Source organism: Paenarthrobacter sp. 2TAF44 (genome assembly GCF_052114885.1).
GTDB lineage: Bacteria > Actinomycetota > Actinomycetes > Actinomycetales > Micrococcaceae > Arthrobacter.
This window is the reverse complement of record NZ_JBFRFP010000019.1, coordinates 14,692-30,166: the sequence shown is the minus strand read 5'-3', so window position 1 is coordinate 30,166 and position 15,475 is coordinate 14,692. Positions and strand designations below refer to the sequence as shown.

21 protein-coding genes are annotated in these 15,475 nt (G+C 60.9%); 1 reads left to right on the top strand and 20 read right to left on the bottom strand.

Annotated elements, in window-relative coordinates; translation table 11 throughout:
* Window positions 1-2: 2 nt before the first annotated feature.
* The 18 genes from rpsE to rpsJ all read right to left on the bottom strand — a co-directional run bounded on the left by rpsE (window position 3) and on the right by rpsJ (window position 9,118).
* Window positions 3-674 carry a 30S ribosomal protein S5 gene (gene rpsE / locus AB4Z15_RS17805; RefSeq protein ID WP_442004123.1) on the bottom strand — a complete coding sequence of 224 codons (672 nt, stop codon included), beginning with the start codon at window positions 672-674 and terminating at the stop codon, window positions 3-5.
* 29 nt (window positions 675-703) lie between these two features.
* Window positions 704-1,087, bottom strand: coding sequence for a 50S ribosomal protein L18 (gene rplR, locus AB4Z15_RS17800; protein ID WP_223933973.1), 384 nt, complete (start codon window positions 1,085-1,087; stop codon window positions 704-706).
* Between the two features lie 3 nt (window positions 1,088-1,090).
* Window positions 1,091-1,627, bottom strand: coding sequence for a 50S ribosomal protein L6 (rplF, locus tag AB4Z15_RS17795; protein WP_442004065.1), 537 nt, complete (start codon window positions 1,625-1,627; stop codon window positions 1,091-1,093).
* A gap of 18 nt (window positions 1,628-1,645) precedes the next feature.
* Window positions 1,646-2,044, bottom strand: coding sequence for a 30S ribosomal protein S8 (gene rpsH, locus AB4Z15_RS17790; protein ID WP_216925090.1), 399 nt, complete (start codon window positions 2,042-2,044; stop codon window positions 1,646-1,648).
* 78 nt (window positions 2,045-2,122) lie between these two features.
* Window positions 2,123-2,710 carry a 50S ribosomal protein L5 gene (gene rplE / locus AB4Z15_RS17785; protein ID WP_144648593.1) on the bottom strand — a complete coding sequence of 196 codons (588 nt, stop codon included), beginning with the start codon at window positions 2,708-2,710 and terminating at the stop codon, window positions 2,123-2,125.
* Entirely contained in the window at window positions 2,710-3,069 is a 360-nt protein-coding gene (gene rplX / locus AB4Z15_RS17780) for a 50S ribosomal protein L24 (protein ID WP_442004064.1), read from the bottom strand. The genes rplE and rplX overlap by 1 nt, the downstream gene beginning before the upstream one ends.
* A 3-nt stretch (window positions 3,070-3,072) precedes the next feature.
* Window positions 3,073-3,441 carry a 50S ribosomal protein L14 gene (rplN, locus tag AB4Z15_RS17775; RefSeq protein ID WP_003803789.1) on the bottom strand — a complete coding sequence of 123 codons (369 nt, stop codon included), beginning with the start codon at window positions 3,439-3,441 and terminating at the stop codon, window positions 3,073-3,075.
* A gap of 354 nt (window positions 3,442-3,795) precedes the next feature.
* Complete coding sequence (gene rpsQ, locus AB4Z15_RS17770; RefSeq protein ID WP_142938371.1) at window positions 3,796-4,092, bottom strand: 30S ribosomal protein S17; 297 nt, start codon at window positions 4,090-4,092, stop codon at window positions 3,796-3,798.
* On the bottom strand, window positions 4,089-4,409 hold the full coding sequence (rpmC, locus tag AB4Z15_RS17765; protein ID WP_442018333.1) for a 50S ribosomal protein L29: 321 nt from the start codon (window positions 4,407-4,409) through the stop codon (window positions 4,089-4,091). Before rpmC ends, rpsQ begins: the two co-directional genes overlap by 4 nt.
* Before the next feature lie 2 nt (window positions 4,410-4,411).
* Window positions 4,412-4,828: a 50S ribosomal protein L16 gene (rplP, locus tag AB4Z15_RS17760; RefSeq protein ID WP_003803795.1), complete on the bottom strand. Its 417-nt coding sequence runs from the start codon at window positions 4,826-4,828 to the stop codon at window positions 4,412-4,414.
* A complete protein-coding gene (gene rpsC, locus AB4Z15_RS17755) occupies window positions 4,829-5,650 on the bottom strand; it encodes a 30S ribosomal protein S3 (protein ID WP_216925088.1) in 822 nt (273 codons plus the stop codon).
* On the bottom strand, window positions 5,651-6,016 hold the full coding sequence (rplV, locus tag AB4Z15_RS17750; protein WP_431115942.1) for a 50S ribosomal protein L22: 366 nt from the start codon (window positions 6,014-6,016) through the stop codon (window positions 5,651-5,653).
* 38 nt (window positions 6,017-6,054) lie between these two features.
* Window positions 6,055-6,336 carry a 30S ribosomal protein S19 gene (gene rpsS, locus AB4Z15_RS17745; RefSeq protein WP_011775591.1) on the bottom strand — a complete coding sequence of 94 codons (282 nt, stop codon included), beginning with the start codon at window positions 6,334-6,336 and terminating at the stop codon, window positions 6,055-6,057.
* 12 nt (window positions 6,337-6,348) lie between these two features.
* Complete coding sequence (rplB, locus tag AB4Z15_RS17740) at window positions 6,349-7,188, bottom strand: 50S ribosomal protein L2 (RefSeq protein WP_011775592.1); 840 nt, start codon at window positions 7,186-7,188, stop codon at window positions 6,349-6,351.
* A gap of 29 nt (window positions 7,189-7,217) precedes the next feature.
* Complete coding sequence (gene rplW, locus AB4Z15_RS17735) at window positions 7,218-7,523, bottom strand: 50S ribosomal protein L23 (RefSeq protein WP_011775593.1); 306 nt, start codon at window positions 7,521-7,523, stop codon at window positions 7,218-7,220.
* Window positions 7,520-8,137: a 50S ribosomal protein L4 gene (gene rplD, locus AB4Z15_RS17730; RefSeq protein WP_216925087.1), complete on the bottom strand. Its 618-nt coding sequence runs from the start codon at window positions 8,135-8,137 to the stop codon at window positions 7,520-7,522. The genes rplW and rplD overlap by 4 nt, the downstream gene beginning before the upstream one ends.
* A 4-nt stretch (window positions 8,138-8,141) precedes the next feature.
* A complete protein-coding gene (rplC, locus tag AB4Z15_RS17725; RefSeq protein ID WP_026539807.1) occupies window positions 8,142-8,792 on the bottom strand; it encodes a 50S ribosomal protein L3 in 651 nt (216 codons plus the stop codon).
* A 17-nt stretch (window positions 8,793-8,809) separates the two neighbouring features.
* Window positions 8,810-9,118 carry a 30S ribosomal protein S10 gene (gene rpsJ / locus AB4Z15_RS17720; protein ID WP_003803825.1) on the bottom strand — a complete coding sequence of 103 codons (309 nt, stop codon included), beginning with the start codon at window positions 9,116-9,118 and terminating at the stop codon, window positions 8,810-8,812.
* Window positions 9,119-9,503: 385 nt separating this feature from the next.
* Between rpsJ and AB4Z15_RS17715 the strand changes: the two genes are divergently transcribed.
* Window positions 9,504-10,937 (top strand): GH1 family beta-glucosidase, encoded by a 1,434-nt coding sequence (locus tag AB4Z15_RS17715; protein WP_442018332.1) that lies wholly within the window; start codon window positions 9,504-9,506, stop codon window positions 10,935-10,937.
* A gap of 26 nt (window positions 10,938-10,963) precedes the next feature.
* Here AB4Z15_RS17715 and AB4Z15_RS17710 read toward each other — a convergent pair whose 3' ends face one another.
* Both AB4Z15_RS17710 and AB4Z15_RS17705 read right to left on the bottom strand, forming a co-directional pair.
* The gene (locus AB4Z15_RS17710) at window positions 10,964-11,089 is read right to left on the bottom strand and encodes a hypothetical protein (protein WP_442018331.1); all 126 of its coding nucleotides are present in this window, start codon (window positions 11,087-11,089) and stop codon (window positions 10,964-10,966) included.
* A gap of 25 nt (window positions 11,090-11,114) precedes the next feature.
* Window positions 11,115-15,377 carry a hypothetical protein gene (locus tag AB4Z15_RS17705; protein WP_442018330.1) on the bottom strand — a complete coding sequence of 1,421 codons (4,263 nt, stop codon included), beginning with the start codon at window positions 15,375-15,377 and terminating at the stop codon, window positions 11,115-11,117.
* Window positions 15,378-15,475 lie beyond the last annotated feature (98 nt).

Sequence of the window (15,475 nt, the reverse complement as noted above, 5' to 3'; positions counted from 1 at the left end):
GACTAAACACCTGCCTTCTGGTTCTGGAGCGCGCGCACCAGAGCAGCCGGAGCAACCTCGTCCAGCGGCAGGCCACGGCGGGCAGCCACGGAAGCGGGCTCTTCGAGCTGCTTCAGAGCGGCAACGGTCGCGTGAACGATGTTGATCGCGTTGGAGGAACCGAGCGACTTGGAGAGGATGTCGTGGATACCCACGCACTCCAGTACCGCACGGACCGGACCACCGGCGATAACACCGGTACCGGCGGAAGCCGGACGCAGCAGGACAACGCCTGCAGCAGCCTCACCCTGCACACGGTGCGGGATGGTGTTGCCAACGCGGGGAACGCGGAAGAAGGACTTCTTGGCCTCTTCAACGCCCTTTGCGATAGCAGCGGGAACTTCCTTGGCCTTGCCGTAGCCAACGCCAACCATGCCGTTGCCGTCACCGACGACGACGAGTGCGGTGAAGCTGAAGCGACGACCACCCTTGACGACCTTGGCAACGCGGTTGATGGTTACAACGCGCTCTACGAACTGGCTCTTCTCGGCTTCGCGACCGCCGTCGCGGCCACCACGGCCACCACGGTCGCCGCGGCCCTGGCCACGCTCGCCGCGCTCGCCACGACGTCCGCCGCGGCGGTCATCGGCAGCGGGTGCGGTCTCAGTTGCTTCAGCAGCTACAGCTTCAGTCACCTGAATGTCCTTTTCGTTATTTTCAACGGTCACAGTGCCAGCCCACCTTCGCGAGCACCGTCAGCGACGGCGGCGATGCGGCCGTGGTACTTGTTACCGCCACGGTCGAAGACAACAGCTTCGACGCCTGCAGCCTTGGCACGCTCGGCAACGAGCTCGCCGACGCGCTTGGCCTTGGCAGTCTTGTCTCCGTCGAGAGCGCGAAGATCAGCTTCCAGGGTGGAAGCGTAAGCCACGGTTACACCCTTGCTGTCATCGACAACCTGGACGAAGATGTGGCGGGCCGAACGGTTGACGACCAGACGAGGACGTACAGCCGTACCGGTGATGCGCTTGCGGATACGAAGCTGGCGACGGCTGCGTGCAGCAGACTTGCTCTTGTTCGTACGCTTCTTGTTAATTGCGATGGCCATGGTTTACTTACCAGCCTTTCCGACCTTGCGGCGGATGACTTCGCCGGCGTAACGGACACCCTTGCCCTTGTAGGGGTCAGGCTTGCGCAGCTTGCGAATGTTGGCAGCAACCTCGCCGACCTGCTGCTTGTTGATACCCGCAACAGAGAGCTTGGTCGGACCCTCTACTACGAAGGTGATGCCTTCGGGTGCCGAGACGTTAACCGGGTGGCTGAAGCCAAGAGCGAACTCCAGGTCAGAACCCTTTGCCTGAACGCGGTAACCAGTACCAACGATTTCAAGCTTCTTCTCGTAGCCCTCGGTAACGCCCTGGATCATGTTGGCGATCAGGGTGCGGGTCAGGCCGTGCAGCGAACGCGAGTTGCGCTCGTCGTTCGGGCGGGTGACCGTGAGAGTGTTCTCTTCCTGGGTAACCTCGATCGGGCTGGCCACAGTGTGGCTCAGCTCGCCTTTGGCACCTTTGACGCTGATGACGGAGCCATCGAGCTTGACCTCAACTCCGGCAGGAACGGTGATGGGGAGACGTCCAATACGTGACATTATTCTCTTCCTTTCCCGTTACCAGACGTACGCGAGGACTTCGCCGCCCACGCCCTTCTTGCCGGCCTGCTTGTCAGTCAGGAGGCCGGAAGAGGTGGACAGGATAGCGATACCCAGGCCACCCAGCACGTGCGGCAGGTTGGTGGACTTCGCGTAAACGCGGAGGCCCGGCTTGGAGATGCGGCGGACGCCAGCGATGGAACGCTCGCGGTTCGGACCGAACTTCAGGTCGATGGTCAGCTTCTTGCCAACCTCGGCGTCTTCTTCCTTCCAGCCGGCAATGTAGCCTTCTGCCTTCAGGATGTCAGCAACGCGTGCCTTCAGCTTGCTGTACGGCATGGTCACGGTGTCGTGGTATGCCGAGTTTGCATTGCGCAGACGCGTGAGCATGTCTGCGACAGGATCTGTCATAGTCATTTGGGCTATAGCCCTTCCTCATAACGGTTTCCGCTGCGCCTGCTCTTGCGAGCCTGCGCTGCCGGACCTGTTACGTAGTTAGTTTTCGGTCTTGAACGGGAAACCAAGCGCCTTGAGCAGCGCGCGGCCTTCGTCGTCGGTCTTGGCGGTGGTGACGACCGTGATGTCCATACCGCGAACGCGGTCGATGGAGTCCTGGTCGATTTCGTGGAACATAACCTGCTCGGTCAGACCGAAGGTGTAGTTGCCGTTGCCATCGAACTGCTTGCCGTTGAGGCCGCGGAAGTCACGGATACGCGGCAGAGCCAGCGAAACCAGACGGTCCACGAATTCCCACATGCGGTCTCCACGCAGGGTTGCGTGTGCACCGATCGGCATGCCTTCGCGCAGCTTGAACTGTGCGATCGACTTACGGGCCTTGGTTACCTGCGGCTTCTGGCCGGTGATCAGGGTGAGGTCGCGGACAGCGCCGTCGATCAGCTTGGAGTCCTTGGCGGCATCTCCAACACCCATGTTCACAACAACCTTCACCAGGCGGGGAACCTGGTTCACGTTCGCATAGCTGAACTCGTCCTGCAGGGACTTCTTGATGGTCTCTGCATACTTCGTCTTCAGACGCGGAACGATCTTGTTTGCGACAGTAGTCTCAGACAGTGTTTCACTCATCAGATGTCCTTCCCGGTGGCCTTGGACACGCGGATACGGACGGTCTTGGTAGCGCCATCCTTCTCAACGGTGTCGAGACGGAAACCAACACGGGTCGGCTTCTTGGTCGACGGGTCAACCAGAGCAACGTTGGAAACGTGGATCGGGGCCTCAATGACCTCGATGCCACCGGTCTTGGTGCCGCGCTGCGACTGACCGACCTTGGTGTGCTTGGTGACGCGGTTGATTCCCTCTACCAGCACGCGGTTGGTGTCCGGGAATACACGCAGGACCTTGCCCTGCTTGCCGCGGTCGCCGCCACGTTCCTGCTTGGCGCCGGTGATGACCTGAACGAGGTCACCCTTTTTGATCTTAGCCATGGACTAAAGCACCTCCGGGGCCAGCGAAACGATCTTCATGAACTTCTTGTCGCGAAGTTCACGACCAACCGGGCCGAAGATACGGGTACCGCGGGGGTCACCGTCGTTCTTCAGGATCACAGCTGCGTTTTCGTCAAACTTGATGTAGGAACCATCCGCACGGCGGCGTTCCTTCTTGGTACGGACGATGACCGCCTTAACGACGTCGCCCTTCTTTACGTTTCCGCCGGGAATAGCGTCCTTGACGGTAGCGACGATGACGTCGCCAATGCCTGCGTAGCGACGACCGGATCCACCGAGAACGCGAATGGTAAGGATTTCCTTAGCACCCGTGTTGTCGGCGACCTTGAGTCGCGACTCCTGCTGAATCAATTTTTACTCCTTGCGTCGCGCCGGTTCTCAGACCGAAATCATGCATACGGAATGAGCCTTGCGGAACGGTTGATCGGGGTGTCTCTTGACCTGCCTGGATTTTGCCAGAACAGGCCTAAACGCCCGTGCCACGAGCATCAGCTTCCCTTGCAGAAAACTCTGCGCGGGGCAGTATGCAGCGGCACGATTGTTTACGAGGTAGTTGATGACGCACAATTGGCGCCATACAAACTCAAAATCCTAGCATGTTTCGCTGGTATTTCCGAAACGTGCCAGGAACGCGGAAGGGCCCGCGTTCCATGCAGAACGCGGACCCTTCCAATAAATCTCAACCGGGCAAGCCCAGCGTCGGATTTACTTGGCCTTCTCGAGGATCTCCACCAGGCGCCACCGCTTGGTAGCGGACAGCGGGCGGGTCTCAGAGATGAGAACGAGGTCGCCGATGCCGGCGGTGTTCTCTTCGTCGTGAGCCTTGACCTTCGAGGTGCGGCGAATAACCTTGCCGTACAGAGCGTGCTTCACGCGGTCTTCAACCTGAACAACGATGGTCTTTTCCATCTTGTCAGAGACAACGTAGCCGCGACGCGTCTTACGGTAACCGCGCTGTTCAGCGCTGGCTGCTGCTTCCGTCACAGTTTCCTTCTCGCTCACTTGGGGTCCTCTCCAGCTTCAGCTTCGGCAGTTTCAGCCTTGGCAGCCTTCTTGGACTTCTTTTCTTCCTTGGCTTCCACAACCGGTGCGGCAACCTCGGCACGAATGCCCAGCTCGCGCTCACGCAGAACGGTGTAGATGCGTGCGATGTCCTTCTTTACCGCACGCAGGCGACCGTGGTTCTCCAGCTGACCGGTGGCGGACTGGAAACGCAGGTTGAACAGCTCTTCCTTGGACTTGCGGAGTTCTTCAACGAGACGCTCGTTGTCGAAACCGTCCAGCTGTGCGGGTGCGAGATCCTTCGACCCTACTGCCATTTCTATTCACCACCTTCGCGACGCACAATGCGTGCCTTCAACGGGAGCTTGTGGATTGCCAGGCGCAGGGCCTCGCGAGCTACCTCTTCATTGACACCGGAGAGTTCGAAGAGAACCCGGCCCGGCTTGACGTTTGCGACCCACCATTCCGGAGAACCCTTACCGGAACCCATACGGGTTTCAGCAGGCTTCTTCGTCAGCGGACGGTCCGGGTATATGTTGATCCAGACCTTACCGCCACGCTTGATGTGGCGGGTCATCGCGATACGGGCGGACTCGATCTGACGGTTCGTCACGTATGCCGGGCTCAGGGCCTGGATACCGTACTCACCGAAGCTGACCTTGGTGCCACCCGTTGCAGCGCCGGAACGACCCGGGTGATGCTGCTTACGGTGCTTGACTCGACGTGGGATAAGCATTTAAGCCTCTCCTCCTTCTGCTGCCGGAGCAGCAGCTTCAGCGGCCGGAGCCTCTGCAGCAACCGGTGCTGCGTCAGCGGCCGGGCGGTCGTTACGACGACGGCGGTCGCCACCCGGGCGGCCCGGACGGTCTCCTGCGCGGCCACGGGACGGAGCAGCAGCCGCCTGCTGAGCCAGTTCCTTGGCGGTTACGTCACCCTTGTAGATCCAAACCTTCACGCCGATGCGGCCGAAGGTGGTCTTGGCTTCGTAGAAGCCGTAGTCGATGTTCGCGCGGAGGGTGTGCAGGGGCACACGACCTTCGCGGTAGAACTCCGAGCGGGACATTTCTGCGCCACCCAGACGACCCGAGCAAGCAACACGGATACCCTTGGCACCCGCACGCTGTGCGGACTGCATGGCCTTCTTCATCGCACGGCGGAAAGCCACGCGGGAAGTCAGCTGCTCAGCGATGCCCTGGGCAACAAGCTGTGCTTCCATCTCGGGGTTCTTGACCTCGAGGATGTTCAGCTGAACCTGCTTGCCAGTGAGCTTTTCGAGCTCGCCGCGGATGCGGTCTGCTTCGGCGCCACGGCGACCGATAACGATACCCGGGCGTGCCGTGTGGATATCCACGCGGACACGGTCACGGGTGCGCTCGATCTCAACCTTGGCGATGCCGGCGCGCTCCATGCCAGTGGACATGAGCTGACGGATCTTGATGTCCTCGCGGACGAAGTCCTTGTAGCGCTGTCCGGCCTTGTTGCTGTCAGCAAACCAGTGCGAAACGTGGTCGGTGGTGATGCCGAGTCGGAACCCGTGCGGGTTTACTTTCTGTCCCACTTAGCGAGCCTCCTCTTTCTCCGGGGTTGCGACGACCACGGTGATGTGGCTGGTCCGCTTCCTAATGCGGTAGGCGCGGCCTTGGGCACGCGGCTGGAACCGCTTCATGGTCGGGCCTTCATCAACGAATGCTTCGCTGACGAACAGGTCGCTGTCGTCGAATGCAACGCCGTCACGGTCCGCGAGGACACGTGCGTTGGCCATTGCCGACTGAAGTACCTTGAATACCGGCTCCGAAGCTGCCTGGGGGGCAAACTTCAGAATTGCCAGAGCCTCATTCGCTTGCTTACCACGAACAAGGTTGACGACGCGCCGGGCCTTCATAGGCGTTACGCGGATGTGACGCGCAATAGCCTTGGCTTCCATTGCTTTCCTTCTCTCGTCTAAGACGTAAAGTCAGGCGCCTAGCGGCGCTTGCCCTTACGGTCGTCCTTAACATGGCCGCGGAATGTCCGCGTGGGAGCGAATTCGCCGAGCTTGTGCCCGACCATCGACTCAGTGACAAACACCGGAATGTGCTTGCGTCCGTCGTGTACGGCGATCGTGTGCCCGAGCATGTCGGGGATGATCATCGAACGGCGGGACCAGGTCTTGATGACGTTCTTGGTGCCCTTATCGTTTTCCCGTGCGACCTTCACAAAGAGGTGCTGGTCAACGAAAGGACCTTTTTTCAGGCTGCGTGGCATGTGTCCAGGCTCCTATCGCTTGTTCTTGCCAGTACGGCGGCGACGAACAATAAGCTTGTCGCTCTCTTTGTTCGGACGGCGGGTACGGCCCTCGGGCTTGCCGTTCGGGTTAACCGGGTGACGTCCACCGGAAGTCTTACCTTCACCACCACCGTGCGGGTGGTCAACCGGGTTCATGGCTACACCACGGACGGTCGGGCGAACGCCCTTCCAGCGCATACGGCCGGCCTTGCCCCAGTTGATGTTCGACTGCTCGGCGTTGCCGACCTCGCCGACGGTTGCGCGGCAGCGCACGTCAACGTTGCGGATTTCGCCGGAGGGCAGACGCAGCTGGGCGAAGCGGCCTTCCTTGGCAACGAGCTGTACCGAAGCACCAGCGGAACGTGCCATCTTGGCGCCGCCACCCGGACGCAGTTCAACTGCGTGGATAACGGTACCAACCGGGATGTTGCGCAGCGGCAGGTTGTTGCCCGGCTTGATGTCAGCGTCGGGACCAGCCTCGACGAAGTCACCCTGGGACAGCTTGTTAGGAGCGATGATGTAACGCTTGGTGCCATCAACGTAGTGCAGGAGTGCGATGCGAGCCGTGCGGTTCGGGTCGTACTCGATTTCGGCAACGCGGGCGTTGATGCCGTCCTTGTCGTGACGACGGAAGTCGATCAGACGGTACTGGCGCTTGTGCCCACCACCCTTGTGACGGGTGGTGATCTTACCGGAGTTGTTACGGCCGCCAGTCTTGTGCAGCGGACGCAGCAACGACTTTTCCGGAGTCGATCGCGTGATTTCAGCGAAGTCGGCTACGCTCGAGCCACGACGGCCCGGGGTAGTCGGCTTGTATTTACGGATTCCCATAATTTATTTCCTCGTTAAAGTGGTCTCCGCTACGCGAGCGGACCGCCGAAGATGTCGATTGTGCCTTCTTTGAGGGTGACAATTGCACGCTTGGTGCTCTTGCGCTGTCCCCAGCCGAATTTGGTGCGCTTGCGCTTACCGGCACGGTTGATGGTGTTGATCGAGTCAACTTTGACCGAGAAGATCTTCTCAACGGCCAATTTGATCTCGGTCTTGTTCGAGCGAGGGTCCACCAGGAAGGTGTACTTGCCTTCGTCGATCAGACCGTAGCTCTTTTCCGATACGACGGGTGCAAGCACGACGTCGCGCGGGTCCTTGATGGTGGTTACGCTCACTTGGAGGCCTCCTCGTTCTTAGCCTTGTCAGCGACGAACGCCTCGAAAGCAGCCTTGGTGAAGACCACGTCGTCGGAAACGAGAACGTCGTAGGTGTTCAGCTGATCTGCGTACAGAACGTGAACATCTGCGAGGTTGCGCACGGAGAGTGCAGCGACGTCGTTGGCGCGCTCGATAACAACGAGCAGGTTCTTGCGCTCGGAGACTGCACGCAGCGAAGCCAGTGCTTCCTTGGCGGACGGCTTGGTGCCGGCTACCAGTTCAGCGATGACGTGGATGCGACCGTTGCGGGCGCGGTCAGACAGGGCGCCGCGGAGAGCAGCAGCCTTCATCTTCTTGGGGGTGCGCTGGCTGTAGTCACGAGGGGTCGGACCGTGGACAACGCCACCGCCGGTCATGTGAGGAGCACGGATGGAACCCTGACGGGCGCGGCCGGTGCCCTTCTGCTTGAACGGCTTGCGACCTGCACCGGAAACCTCGGCGCGGGTCTTCGTCTTGTGGGTACCCTGGCGGGCAGCAGCGAGCTGTGCGACGACGACCTGGTGCAGCAGCGGCACGTTGGTCTGGACGTCGAAGATCTCTGCAGGCAGGTCTACCTTGACAGTGCTAGTCATCTAACTAGGCTCCCTTCACGGCGGTGCGTACGAGTACGACCTGGCCGCGGGCACCGGGGACGGCACCCTTGATAAGGAGCAGCGACTTCTCAACGTCAACAGCGTGAACCGTGAGGTTCAGCGTCGTGTGACGCTCGGCGCCCATGCGGCCGGCCATTTTCAGGCCCTTGAAGACGCGGCTCGGGGTGGATGCGCCACCGATGGAGCCAGGCTTACGGTGGTTCTTGTGGGCACCGTGGGAAGCGCCAACGCCGTGGAAGCCGTGACGCTTCATAACACCGGCGAAGCCCTTGCCCTTGGAGGTGCCGACGACGTCGATCTTCTGGCCGGCTTCGAAGATCTCAACAGAGAGCTCCTGGCCCAGCTCGTAGGATGCGGCGTCTGCGGTACGCAGTTCGACAACGTGGCGGCGAGGAGTTACGCCTGCCTTTTCAAAGTGACCAGCCAGCGGCTTGGTGACCTTGCGGGGGTCGATCTGGCCGTAGCCGATCTGGACGGCGACATAGCCATCTACCTCTGCGTTACGCAGCTGGGTGATGACGTTGGAGTCAGCCTGGACGACAGTTACCGGGATGAGCTTGTTGTTCTCGTCCCAGACCTGGGTCATGCCGAGCTTCGTGCCCAGCAGGCCCTTTACGTTACGGGTTGCGGTCATAGTCTCTCAGCACCTCCCTAGAGCTTGATTTCGATGTTCACGTCTGCAGGCAGGTCGAGACGCATAAGCGAGTCAACAGCCTTCGGCGTGGGGTCGATGATGTCGATCAGACGCTTGTGAGTACGCATTTCGAAGTGCTCACGGCTGTCCTTGTACTTGTGCGGAGAGCGGATAACGCAGTACACGTTCTTCTCCGTCGGAAGCGGCACCGGGCCGACTACCGTTGCGCCTGCGCGCGTGACCGTCTCAACGATCTTCCGCGCTGAAACATCAATGACCTCGTGGTCATATGACTTCAGCCGGATGCGGATTTTTTGTCCCGCCATGTCGCCTGACTCTCTTTCAGCTAGTGCTGCTCTAGTTAGGGCTGCTCTGTTTACTTACCTGTTGGCGTGGCCGCCGAAGCGTTTGAGGTTGTACCACCACACGCCGCACAAGCTGAATCCGGATCATTCCGGGTTCCTCAACTTGCCGGCGCACCGACCCCCGCGGTCGGGCGTGTCGCGATTTTCACGCAAACTCGACCGCATTCCATGGGGTTCAGGGTTATGTTTGGGCTTCAGCCTGGACCCTGACACCCGGCATTATCCGGATCGGGACACGAAGAAGCGCTTGAACAACTCATCCAGTATGGCGGAAATAAAGGCCAAAGGCCAATCGGGGCCCGGTCGGGCATTGCCACAGCCGCCACGCGCTGTGGATGATAGTGGAATGACCGCCCAGGATACGGGTTCCGTGGAAGATCTGGCCGCGCGCCTACGTCCAGGGTTCACGCTGGGAGTGGCGGCCGCCGCCTTCCAGATTGAAGGTTCTGTAACCGCTGATGGGCGGGGACCTTCGGGCTGGGATGCATTCGCGCAGAAGCCGGGGGCAATCGTCGACGGCGACTCCCCCACCATTGCGTGCGATCACTACAACCGTGCTCACGAAGATATCACCCTGATGCAGGAACTGGGCATCGACTCATACCGCTTCTCCTTGTCCTGGCCCAGGATCCAGCCCGGCGGCAAAGGTGGAATCAACCAGCGCGGGCTGGACTTCTACGATCGACTGATCGACAAACTGCTTGCTGCCGGTATCTCGCCCATGGCAACCCTGTTCCATTGGGATACTCCTCTGGAACTTGAACACGCCGGCGGCTGGATGAATCGGGATACAGCGGAACGCTTTGCCGTTTATTGCAGCGCTGCAGCGGAGCGCTTTGGGGACCGCGTGGAGCACTGGGTCACCATGAACGAACCAGTTTCCGTCACGCTCCAAGGCTATGCTTTGGGCGTCCACGCCCCAGGCCGCCAGTTGTTGTTCGATGCACTTCCGGCCGCCCATCACCAATTATTGGGCCATGGATTGGCAGTGCGGGCCCTGCGTGAGGCCGGAGTGAAAGGGCAGATTGGCATCTCCAATATGCACTCGCCCGTCCGCCCAGCGAGCAACAGCCTCTCGGACCGTTTGATGGCCCAGTCCTTCGATCTGCTCCTCAACCGCATTTATGCTGACGCCGTCCTGCTGGGTCAGTACCCCAGGCCACCTTTGCCCATGAAACCCTGGTTCCGGTCATTGGGGACCATCCGGGATGGTGACCTTGAGCTGATCAGTCAGCCGCTGGACTTCTATGGGCTCAATTACTACTACCCGATCAAGGTTGCCGCAGGGCGAGGACCGGCGGAGATCCCCACAGGCACGGCCGTCGAAATGACGAAAGTGCCGTTCCACCTTGCCGCCTACCAGGAGTATGAAACAACCGGATTCGGCTGGCCAGTGGCGCCGGAGCATTTGGCAGTGCTGCTCCGCGAGATGAAGGACCGCTACGGCGAGGCTCTTCCACCGGTCTATATCACCGAAGGCGGAGCCAGTTTTCCGGAGCCTTCGCACGTTGATGGGCCCATACAGGACCATAACCGGATCAGCTACCTGGCGGAGCATCTTGGCCACGCGCTGACTGCTACGGGGCCCGGCGGCATCGCCGAGGACGTCCAACTCCGCGGTTACTACGTGTGGACACTCCTGGATAACTTCGAGTGGGCGGCTGGGTACTCGCAACGCTTTGGCTTGGTGCATGTGGACTTCGACACCTTGGAGCGCACACCCAAAGACTCGTTTTACTGGTACCGGGCGCTGGGCCGGGCACGTCACCGGGAACCCTAGCCCAGGTGGGTTAACTCCCCATGCACCTACTTGTTCTTGTTGGCGCGGTTGATGCGCTTGGCGCGGTCAATTTCGTTCCGGAAGTACTTGCGACCCCACAGCACTCCGCCGCCGATCACCGCGATGATGGCAAGGAAAATCAGAAATTCCATGGTGCTCCTCTCATTGAGCTCAACGTTAGCGGATTCCATCCTGAGTGGATGCTGCCGAGCGTTCCTCTGTCGGGTTGTTGCCGTCGATTGCCGGCGGTTTTCGGTTCAGCCGCCATATGGCCAGCACGATCAGGGTCAAGGCAACGATCGCCAGCATGGCGAACGCGTAACTGCGCAACGCCCACATGACACTGGCAGCCACACCAGCGGCGCCCCACCACACGAACATGCGCTCAGCCAGGAGAAGCCCGGCCACCAGGAGCACTGCATGGGCCACGAGGACGTATATCTGCTGGGATGAAGTGCCCATGAAACTTGTCCCCACGGCTGTCAAGGACAGCAGCCCTGCTGTCAGGGCAAGCCGCAATTGTCCCTCAGAACGTTGCCGGTCCAAGTAGCGCGCCCCTGCCATAACCGCCCCGGCGACGACGTACCATTGTGCCGCCCAAAACCAATCCGGCGAGCTGCCATCCACAAACAGAAGCGCGCGTTGGAACCCGGCGAGCGTAGCCACAGCAGTGATTTCTCCGGCCAGCCTCTTGCCGTCTGTGACCTCGATGACCACCAACACTCCGGAAACCAGGATAAGTGTGGCACCCACGAAAGAGGTCTGGTCCCGCCCCAGGCCGACGGCCGCAGCTACTCCAAGCCCCGCGATCGACGTTACCGCCAGGGCGTTCCGCCGCCAAGGTTGTGAGGCGATGAAGGGGCCGCCCAGCCTGCGGACCACATACATCGCTGCCCCGGTTCCCGCTGCGCCTATCAACCATGGCAGGAAGGAGTCCCAGGCAGTCAGCTCCCGACCATCCAGCAAACCGTCGACGGCGGCCACGGCACCAACCAGCGCGGCGGGCGCGGCAGCGGCATAGAGGGAGGGCATCCCCTCAAAGTGCGAGGCGGCGAACACCACTGAGGCCAGAACCAGGATGGCAAAACCGCTAAGCGACAGTGACGTCGTCATAGCCAACAAGCCACCAGCAGCTGTGAAGGTGAGTGCCGAAATCAACCACAGCAACCGTTCGACCACAGCTGCGGCTGAACCCCCGCCAGTTATTACGGGTCTCGCGTTCAGGGGCGGGAAAACTGCCCTGGCAACGATGGCAGCCACTGCCAGCGCCAGCAGCACCCAAGGCACTTGGTACTTGTCCAGCAACGGCTGATACAGCCACGTATCAGATGAGAAGCCCAGGGAGGGTCCAGCCGCGATCACTCCTGCCGTGAGTCCAGCGATCCCGAAGTACTGCGCTCCCCGGGCGCCAAAGGTGCGCCACGCGATCGCGGCCGCTACCGGCACGAATGCCAACTCCGCGAGAAGCACCCAACGGCCACCGCCGTCGTAATCTGCTGCGAGCAAGTAGACCAGTGGGAGAAGAAGCTGTGCGCCTGGAATTGCCCATACCATTGCCTTCTGGAAGGGGTCGTCGCTGTGTCGCCTCTGGAGGAAGGACTGCACAAAGAACTGCACTGGCAACTGCAGGATAAGGATCAGCGCGACAGCGACAGATGTAGCAGCAGCCGACTCCGTGAAGTCGGCCACCACCAGCGTGACCAAGGCCCCGGAGAGAATGCGCACAGCCAACAGGTATCCACCGCGGGCCAGGCGCTGGCCGGTCACAGCAACCATGAAGCCGCTGTATGCCGTAAAGATGCCCAGCAGGAGTTCCAGATCCCTGACATTTCCAAGCCGGAGGGCGAACAGCAGAACCATTGCCGCAGGAGCGAACAACCATCCCAGTTTGTGGGCTCGAAGGGTCGTGCTGATGGCCACGGCCGCCAGAGCCGTAATGGTGGCACCCGCACCTGGCTGCCAACCCTCGAGAACCCCCGACGCCCCGCCCAGGGTGAGGAACATACTGCACAGGACCATCCCGGTAAGCACCACTCCAGCATCGATAATGGCAGGCCCCAGGGACTTCGCAAGATAACCCGCACGCAGCGGCAGGATCAGCTGCAGGGCAAGAACGACAATGACAATGAGGCCAACGGCAACCTCTTCATGGGCAATCTGGAATCCGGCGTCCTTCGTTGCGTCGTAGTAGGCCGAGGCAGCCAACACGGTTCCCGCGGCGCGCGCCAACCACCAGTAGCTTTGCCTATGGAGGGAAGCACGCAACCGGAGGGCTGTGGCGCAGAAGTAGATGACAGCGGCCAGGAGAACCACGTTGGCCAGTGTCCGCGACACGGCAACCCCGGCCACGATGCCTGCCACCGTAGCGGCGGCCGGAGCCAGGAACTCCCCTATGGTGGGACGCCACGTCAAGACGCCAGCGCCACCTGTGGGGCCGGTACTGCTACTGTCCCTGCCCTGCGGGAGCGCCAACCAGCCGGAGACCAAACCTGCGGCCACCACCACACCCACAGCAACTGCCACGGTGTGCCGCCCGGGTGCACCATCGAAAATGGGCAAAGCAAGGAGTCCTGCCATCGCCGCCCCGCCGAACCCCGCTGTGGACGCCTGCCCTCCCACGGCGCGAACGCCGTTTGCCTCAAGCAAGGCACTGACCAGCTGCTGTACGGCACATGCCGCCACGAAAGCGAACAACGTGTAGGAAGGCCTGTACGGATGATCGGTGAAAACGCCGGCAGCCAACGCCGTTACCGATAGCGTAAGAGCGACCCGCCCAGCCAGGACGTAGACATGTCGAAGTGGCCTGGACTTGATTGCTCCCAGAAGGAACCAGTAGAGGGCCGCGACAACTAGCAGCCCGGTCACGGGCCACGCACCCAGCAGCCCAACGAACGGTGCTGCCACAACAAGTACGGCGGCGGGTGCGAACTCTGCCCCCTGGCCCAGCTTCCAACCCAGCACCATGGCGGTCGGCATCGCGATGAAGAGCGGCACAAACTCTGGAAGCTGGAAAGTTCCCACGCCAAGCATGACCGTGAGCACAACTGCCGCAACGGTTTGCAGCCCGAGGCACGAGACGGCGTCGTACCACCACGTTCGTGGAAGCAAGCGTTTTCCGCCGAACGCGACTCCAACCGATTGGACCCCCAGGCAGATGATTCCAGCCAGCACCACGTGGCTTGAATCCGCGGAGACATCCCACACAAGACCCAACACTGCCAAGGTGAGGGCGACGCGGGCGCCATAGAAATTGAGCAATCGGTGCTGGCCTGACGGCACAAGCACCATCACTGCAAAGTACAGCCCGCACATCAGCATGACCATGGGGTACTCCCCCTTGGCCAGGAAGTTGGGTGTCATGCTTACCGCGAGCCCCACGAAAGGCACGACAAACGGATGCAGCATCACCAGAGGACGGAGATAGAGCGGAGGTAGCCACCGAGGGCGAACCAGCGCTCCGAGCGTGAAGAGAATGGCAACGCCAATCAGCGCCGTAAAGTACCAGACCAAGGCCCCGCCAAGCACTGAGACTCCGGACCATGCCGTGGAGACCACGAAGGTGAGCGAGAGCAGCGCCAGCACCTTGTTATCGAGGCGCAGCGCGGCGTAAACGTAGGCAGCAGTTCCCAGCAACGAAGTGACCAGCCAGGCCATGGGGCCGTGATGTAGGGCAAAGTTATACATGGCCAGGCCTGTAACCGGGACGAGGGCCAGCCCCGTACCGGTAAAAGCTATGGCTGCCGGGCGAAGCCGCGGCACCCTTCGCTGAATGATGAGTCCTGAAGCATAGAACAAGATGGTGATGGCCCAAATAGCGACAAAACGTAGAACCTCGGGAAGGCTGGTGCCAACGAACAAGGCGCCGGCGGCAACAAGCAAGAGACTCGCAACGTACAGGGTGATGTTGATGTTTTGGCGGTCGCGTTTCTCCTTCCGAGCCGCCACCGCTTCCCGGCTCTCAGGCTGGGGAAGCGTCGGCTGGAATGGTTGCTGTTGTTGCGTAGGAGCCACATTTCCCTGTGGAGCGGGCACGCGACTGTTCGACGGCGGCACCCCGACTGGCGCAGCGATCCTCACGGTCTGCTGAAACCCAGGAGGAATGATTGCCGGCTGGAACGGCATCTGCTGCTGTACCACAGGCGATTGCTGTACTGTCGGCAACTGCTGTGCTGTTGCCGCTACCTGTACTGCCGGCGGTACCTGTACTGTCGGCGATTGCTGCCGCACCGTGGGCCCCTGGCTTTGCCCTTGCGCATCCTCCCACCCAGCCAGATGGCCGGCGAGATACCCCGCACGATAAGTGGCGGCGTCGTCGATTCTGGCAGCCGGCGCCGAGCGGGTCCCTTCCCGTCGGCCCCGCACTAAGCCCAGTGCGTAGCCAATGACACCAATAAGGACCAAAAGCAGCAGCACAAGGCCTGTTGTCAAGAATCCCAGCATGGAAGCTCCTACGGTGAAGCCGGGCGCAACACCTGCACGGCATTAATCCAATCGATAGATTAATAATAGCAAAGAAGAACCCCACCACATAAGCGATG

Coding starts and splice junctions, on each gene's coding strand:
- rplR (WP_223933973.1), bottom strand. CDS start 1,087: ATGGCCATCGCAATTAACAAGAAGCGTACGAACAAGAGCAAGTCTGCT.
- rplF (WP_442004065.1), bottom strand. CDS start 1,627: ATGTCACGTATTGGACGTCTCCCCATCACCGTTCCTGCCGGAGTTGAG.
- rpsH (WP_216925090.1), bottom strand. CDS start 2,044: ATGACTATGACAGATCCTGTCGCAGACATGCTCACGCGTCTGCGCAAT.
- rplE (WP_144648593.1), bottom strand. CDS start 2,710: ATGAGTGAAACACTGTCTGAGACTACTGTCGCAAACAAGATCGTTCCG.
- rplX (WP_442004064.1), bottom strand. CDS start 3,069: ATGGCTAAGATCAAAAAGGGTGACCTCGTTCAGGTCATCACCGGCGCC.
- rpmC (WP_442018333.1), bottom strand. CDS start 4,409: ATGGCAGTAGGGTCGAAGGATCTCGCACCCGCACAGCTGGACGGTTTC.
- rplP (WP_003803795.1), bottom strand. CDS start 4,828: ATGCTTATCCCACGTCGAGTCAAGCACCGTAAGCAGCATCACCCGGGT.
- rplV (WP_431115942.1), bottom strand. CDS start 6,016: ATGGAAGCCAAGGCTATTGCGCGTCACATCCGCGTAACGCCTATGAAG.
- rpsS (WP_011775591.1), bottom strand. CDS start 6,336: ATGCCACGCAGCCTGAAAAAAGGTCCTTTCGTTGACCAGCACCTCTTT.
- rplB (WP_011775592.1), bottom strand. CDS start 7,188: ATGGGAATCCGTAAATACAAGCCGACTACCCCGGGCCGTCGTGGCTCG.
- rplD (WP_216925087.1), bottom strand. CDS start 8,137: ATGACTAGCACTGTCAAGGTAGACCTGCCTGCAGAGATCTTCGACGTC.
- rplC (WP_026539807.1), bottom strand. CDS start 8,792: ATGACCGCAACCCGTAACGTAAAGGGCCTGCTGGGCACGAAGCTCGGC.
- rpsJ (WP_003803825.1), bottom strand. CDS start 9,118: ATGGCGGGACAAAAAATCCGCATCCGGCTGAAGTCATATGACCACGAG.
- AB4Z15_RS17715 (WP_442018332.1), top strand. CDS start 9,504: ATGACCGCCCAGGATACGGGTTCCGTGGAAGATCTGGCCGCGCGCCTA.
- AB4Z15_RS17710 (WP_442018331.1), bottom strand. CDS start 11,089: ATGGAATTTCTGATTTTCCTTGCCATCATCGCGGTGATCGGCGGCGGA.
- AB4Z15_RS17705 (WP_442018330.1), bottom strand. CDS start 15,377: ATGCTGGGATTCTTGACAACAGGCCTTGTGCTGCTGCTTTTGGTCCTT.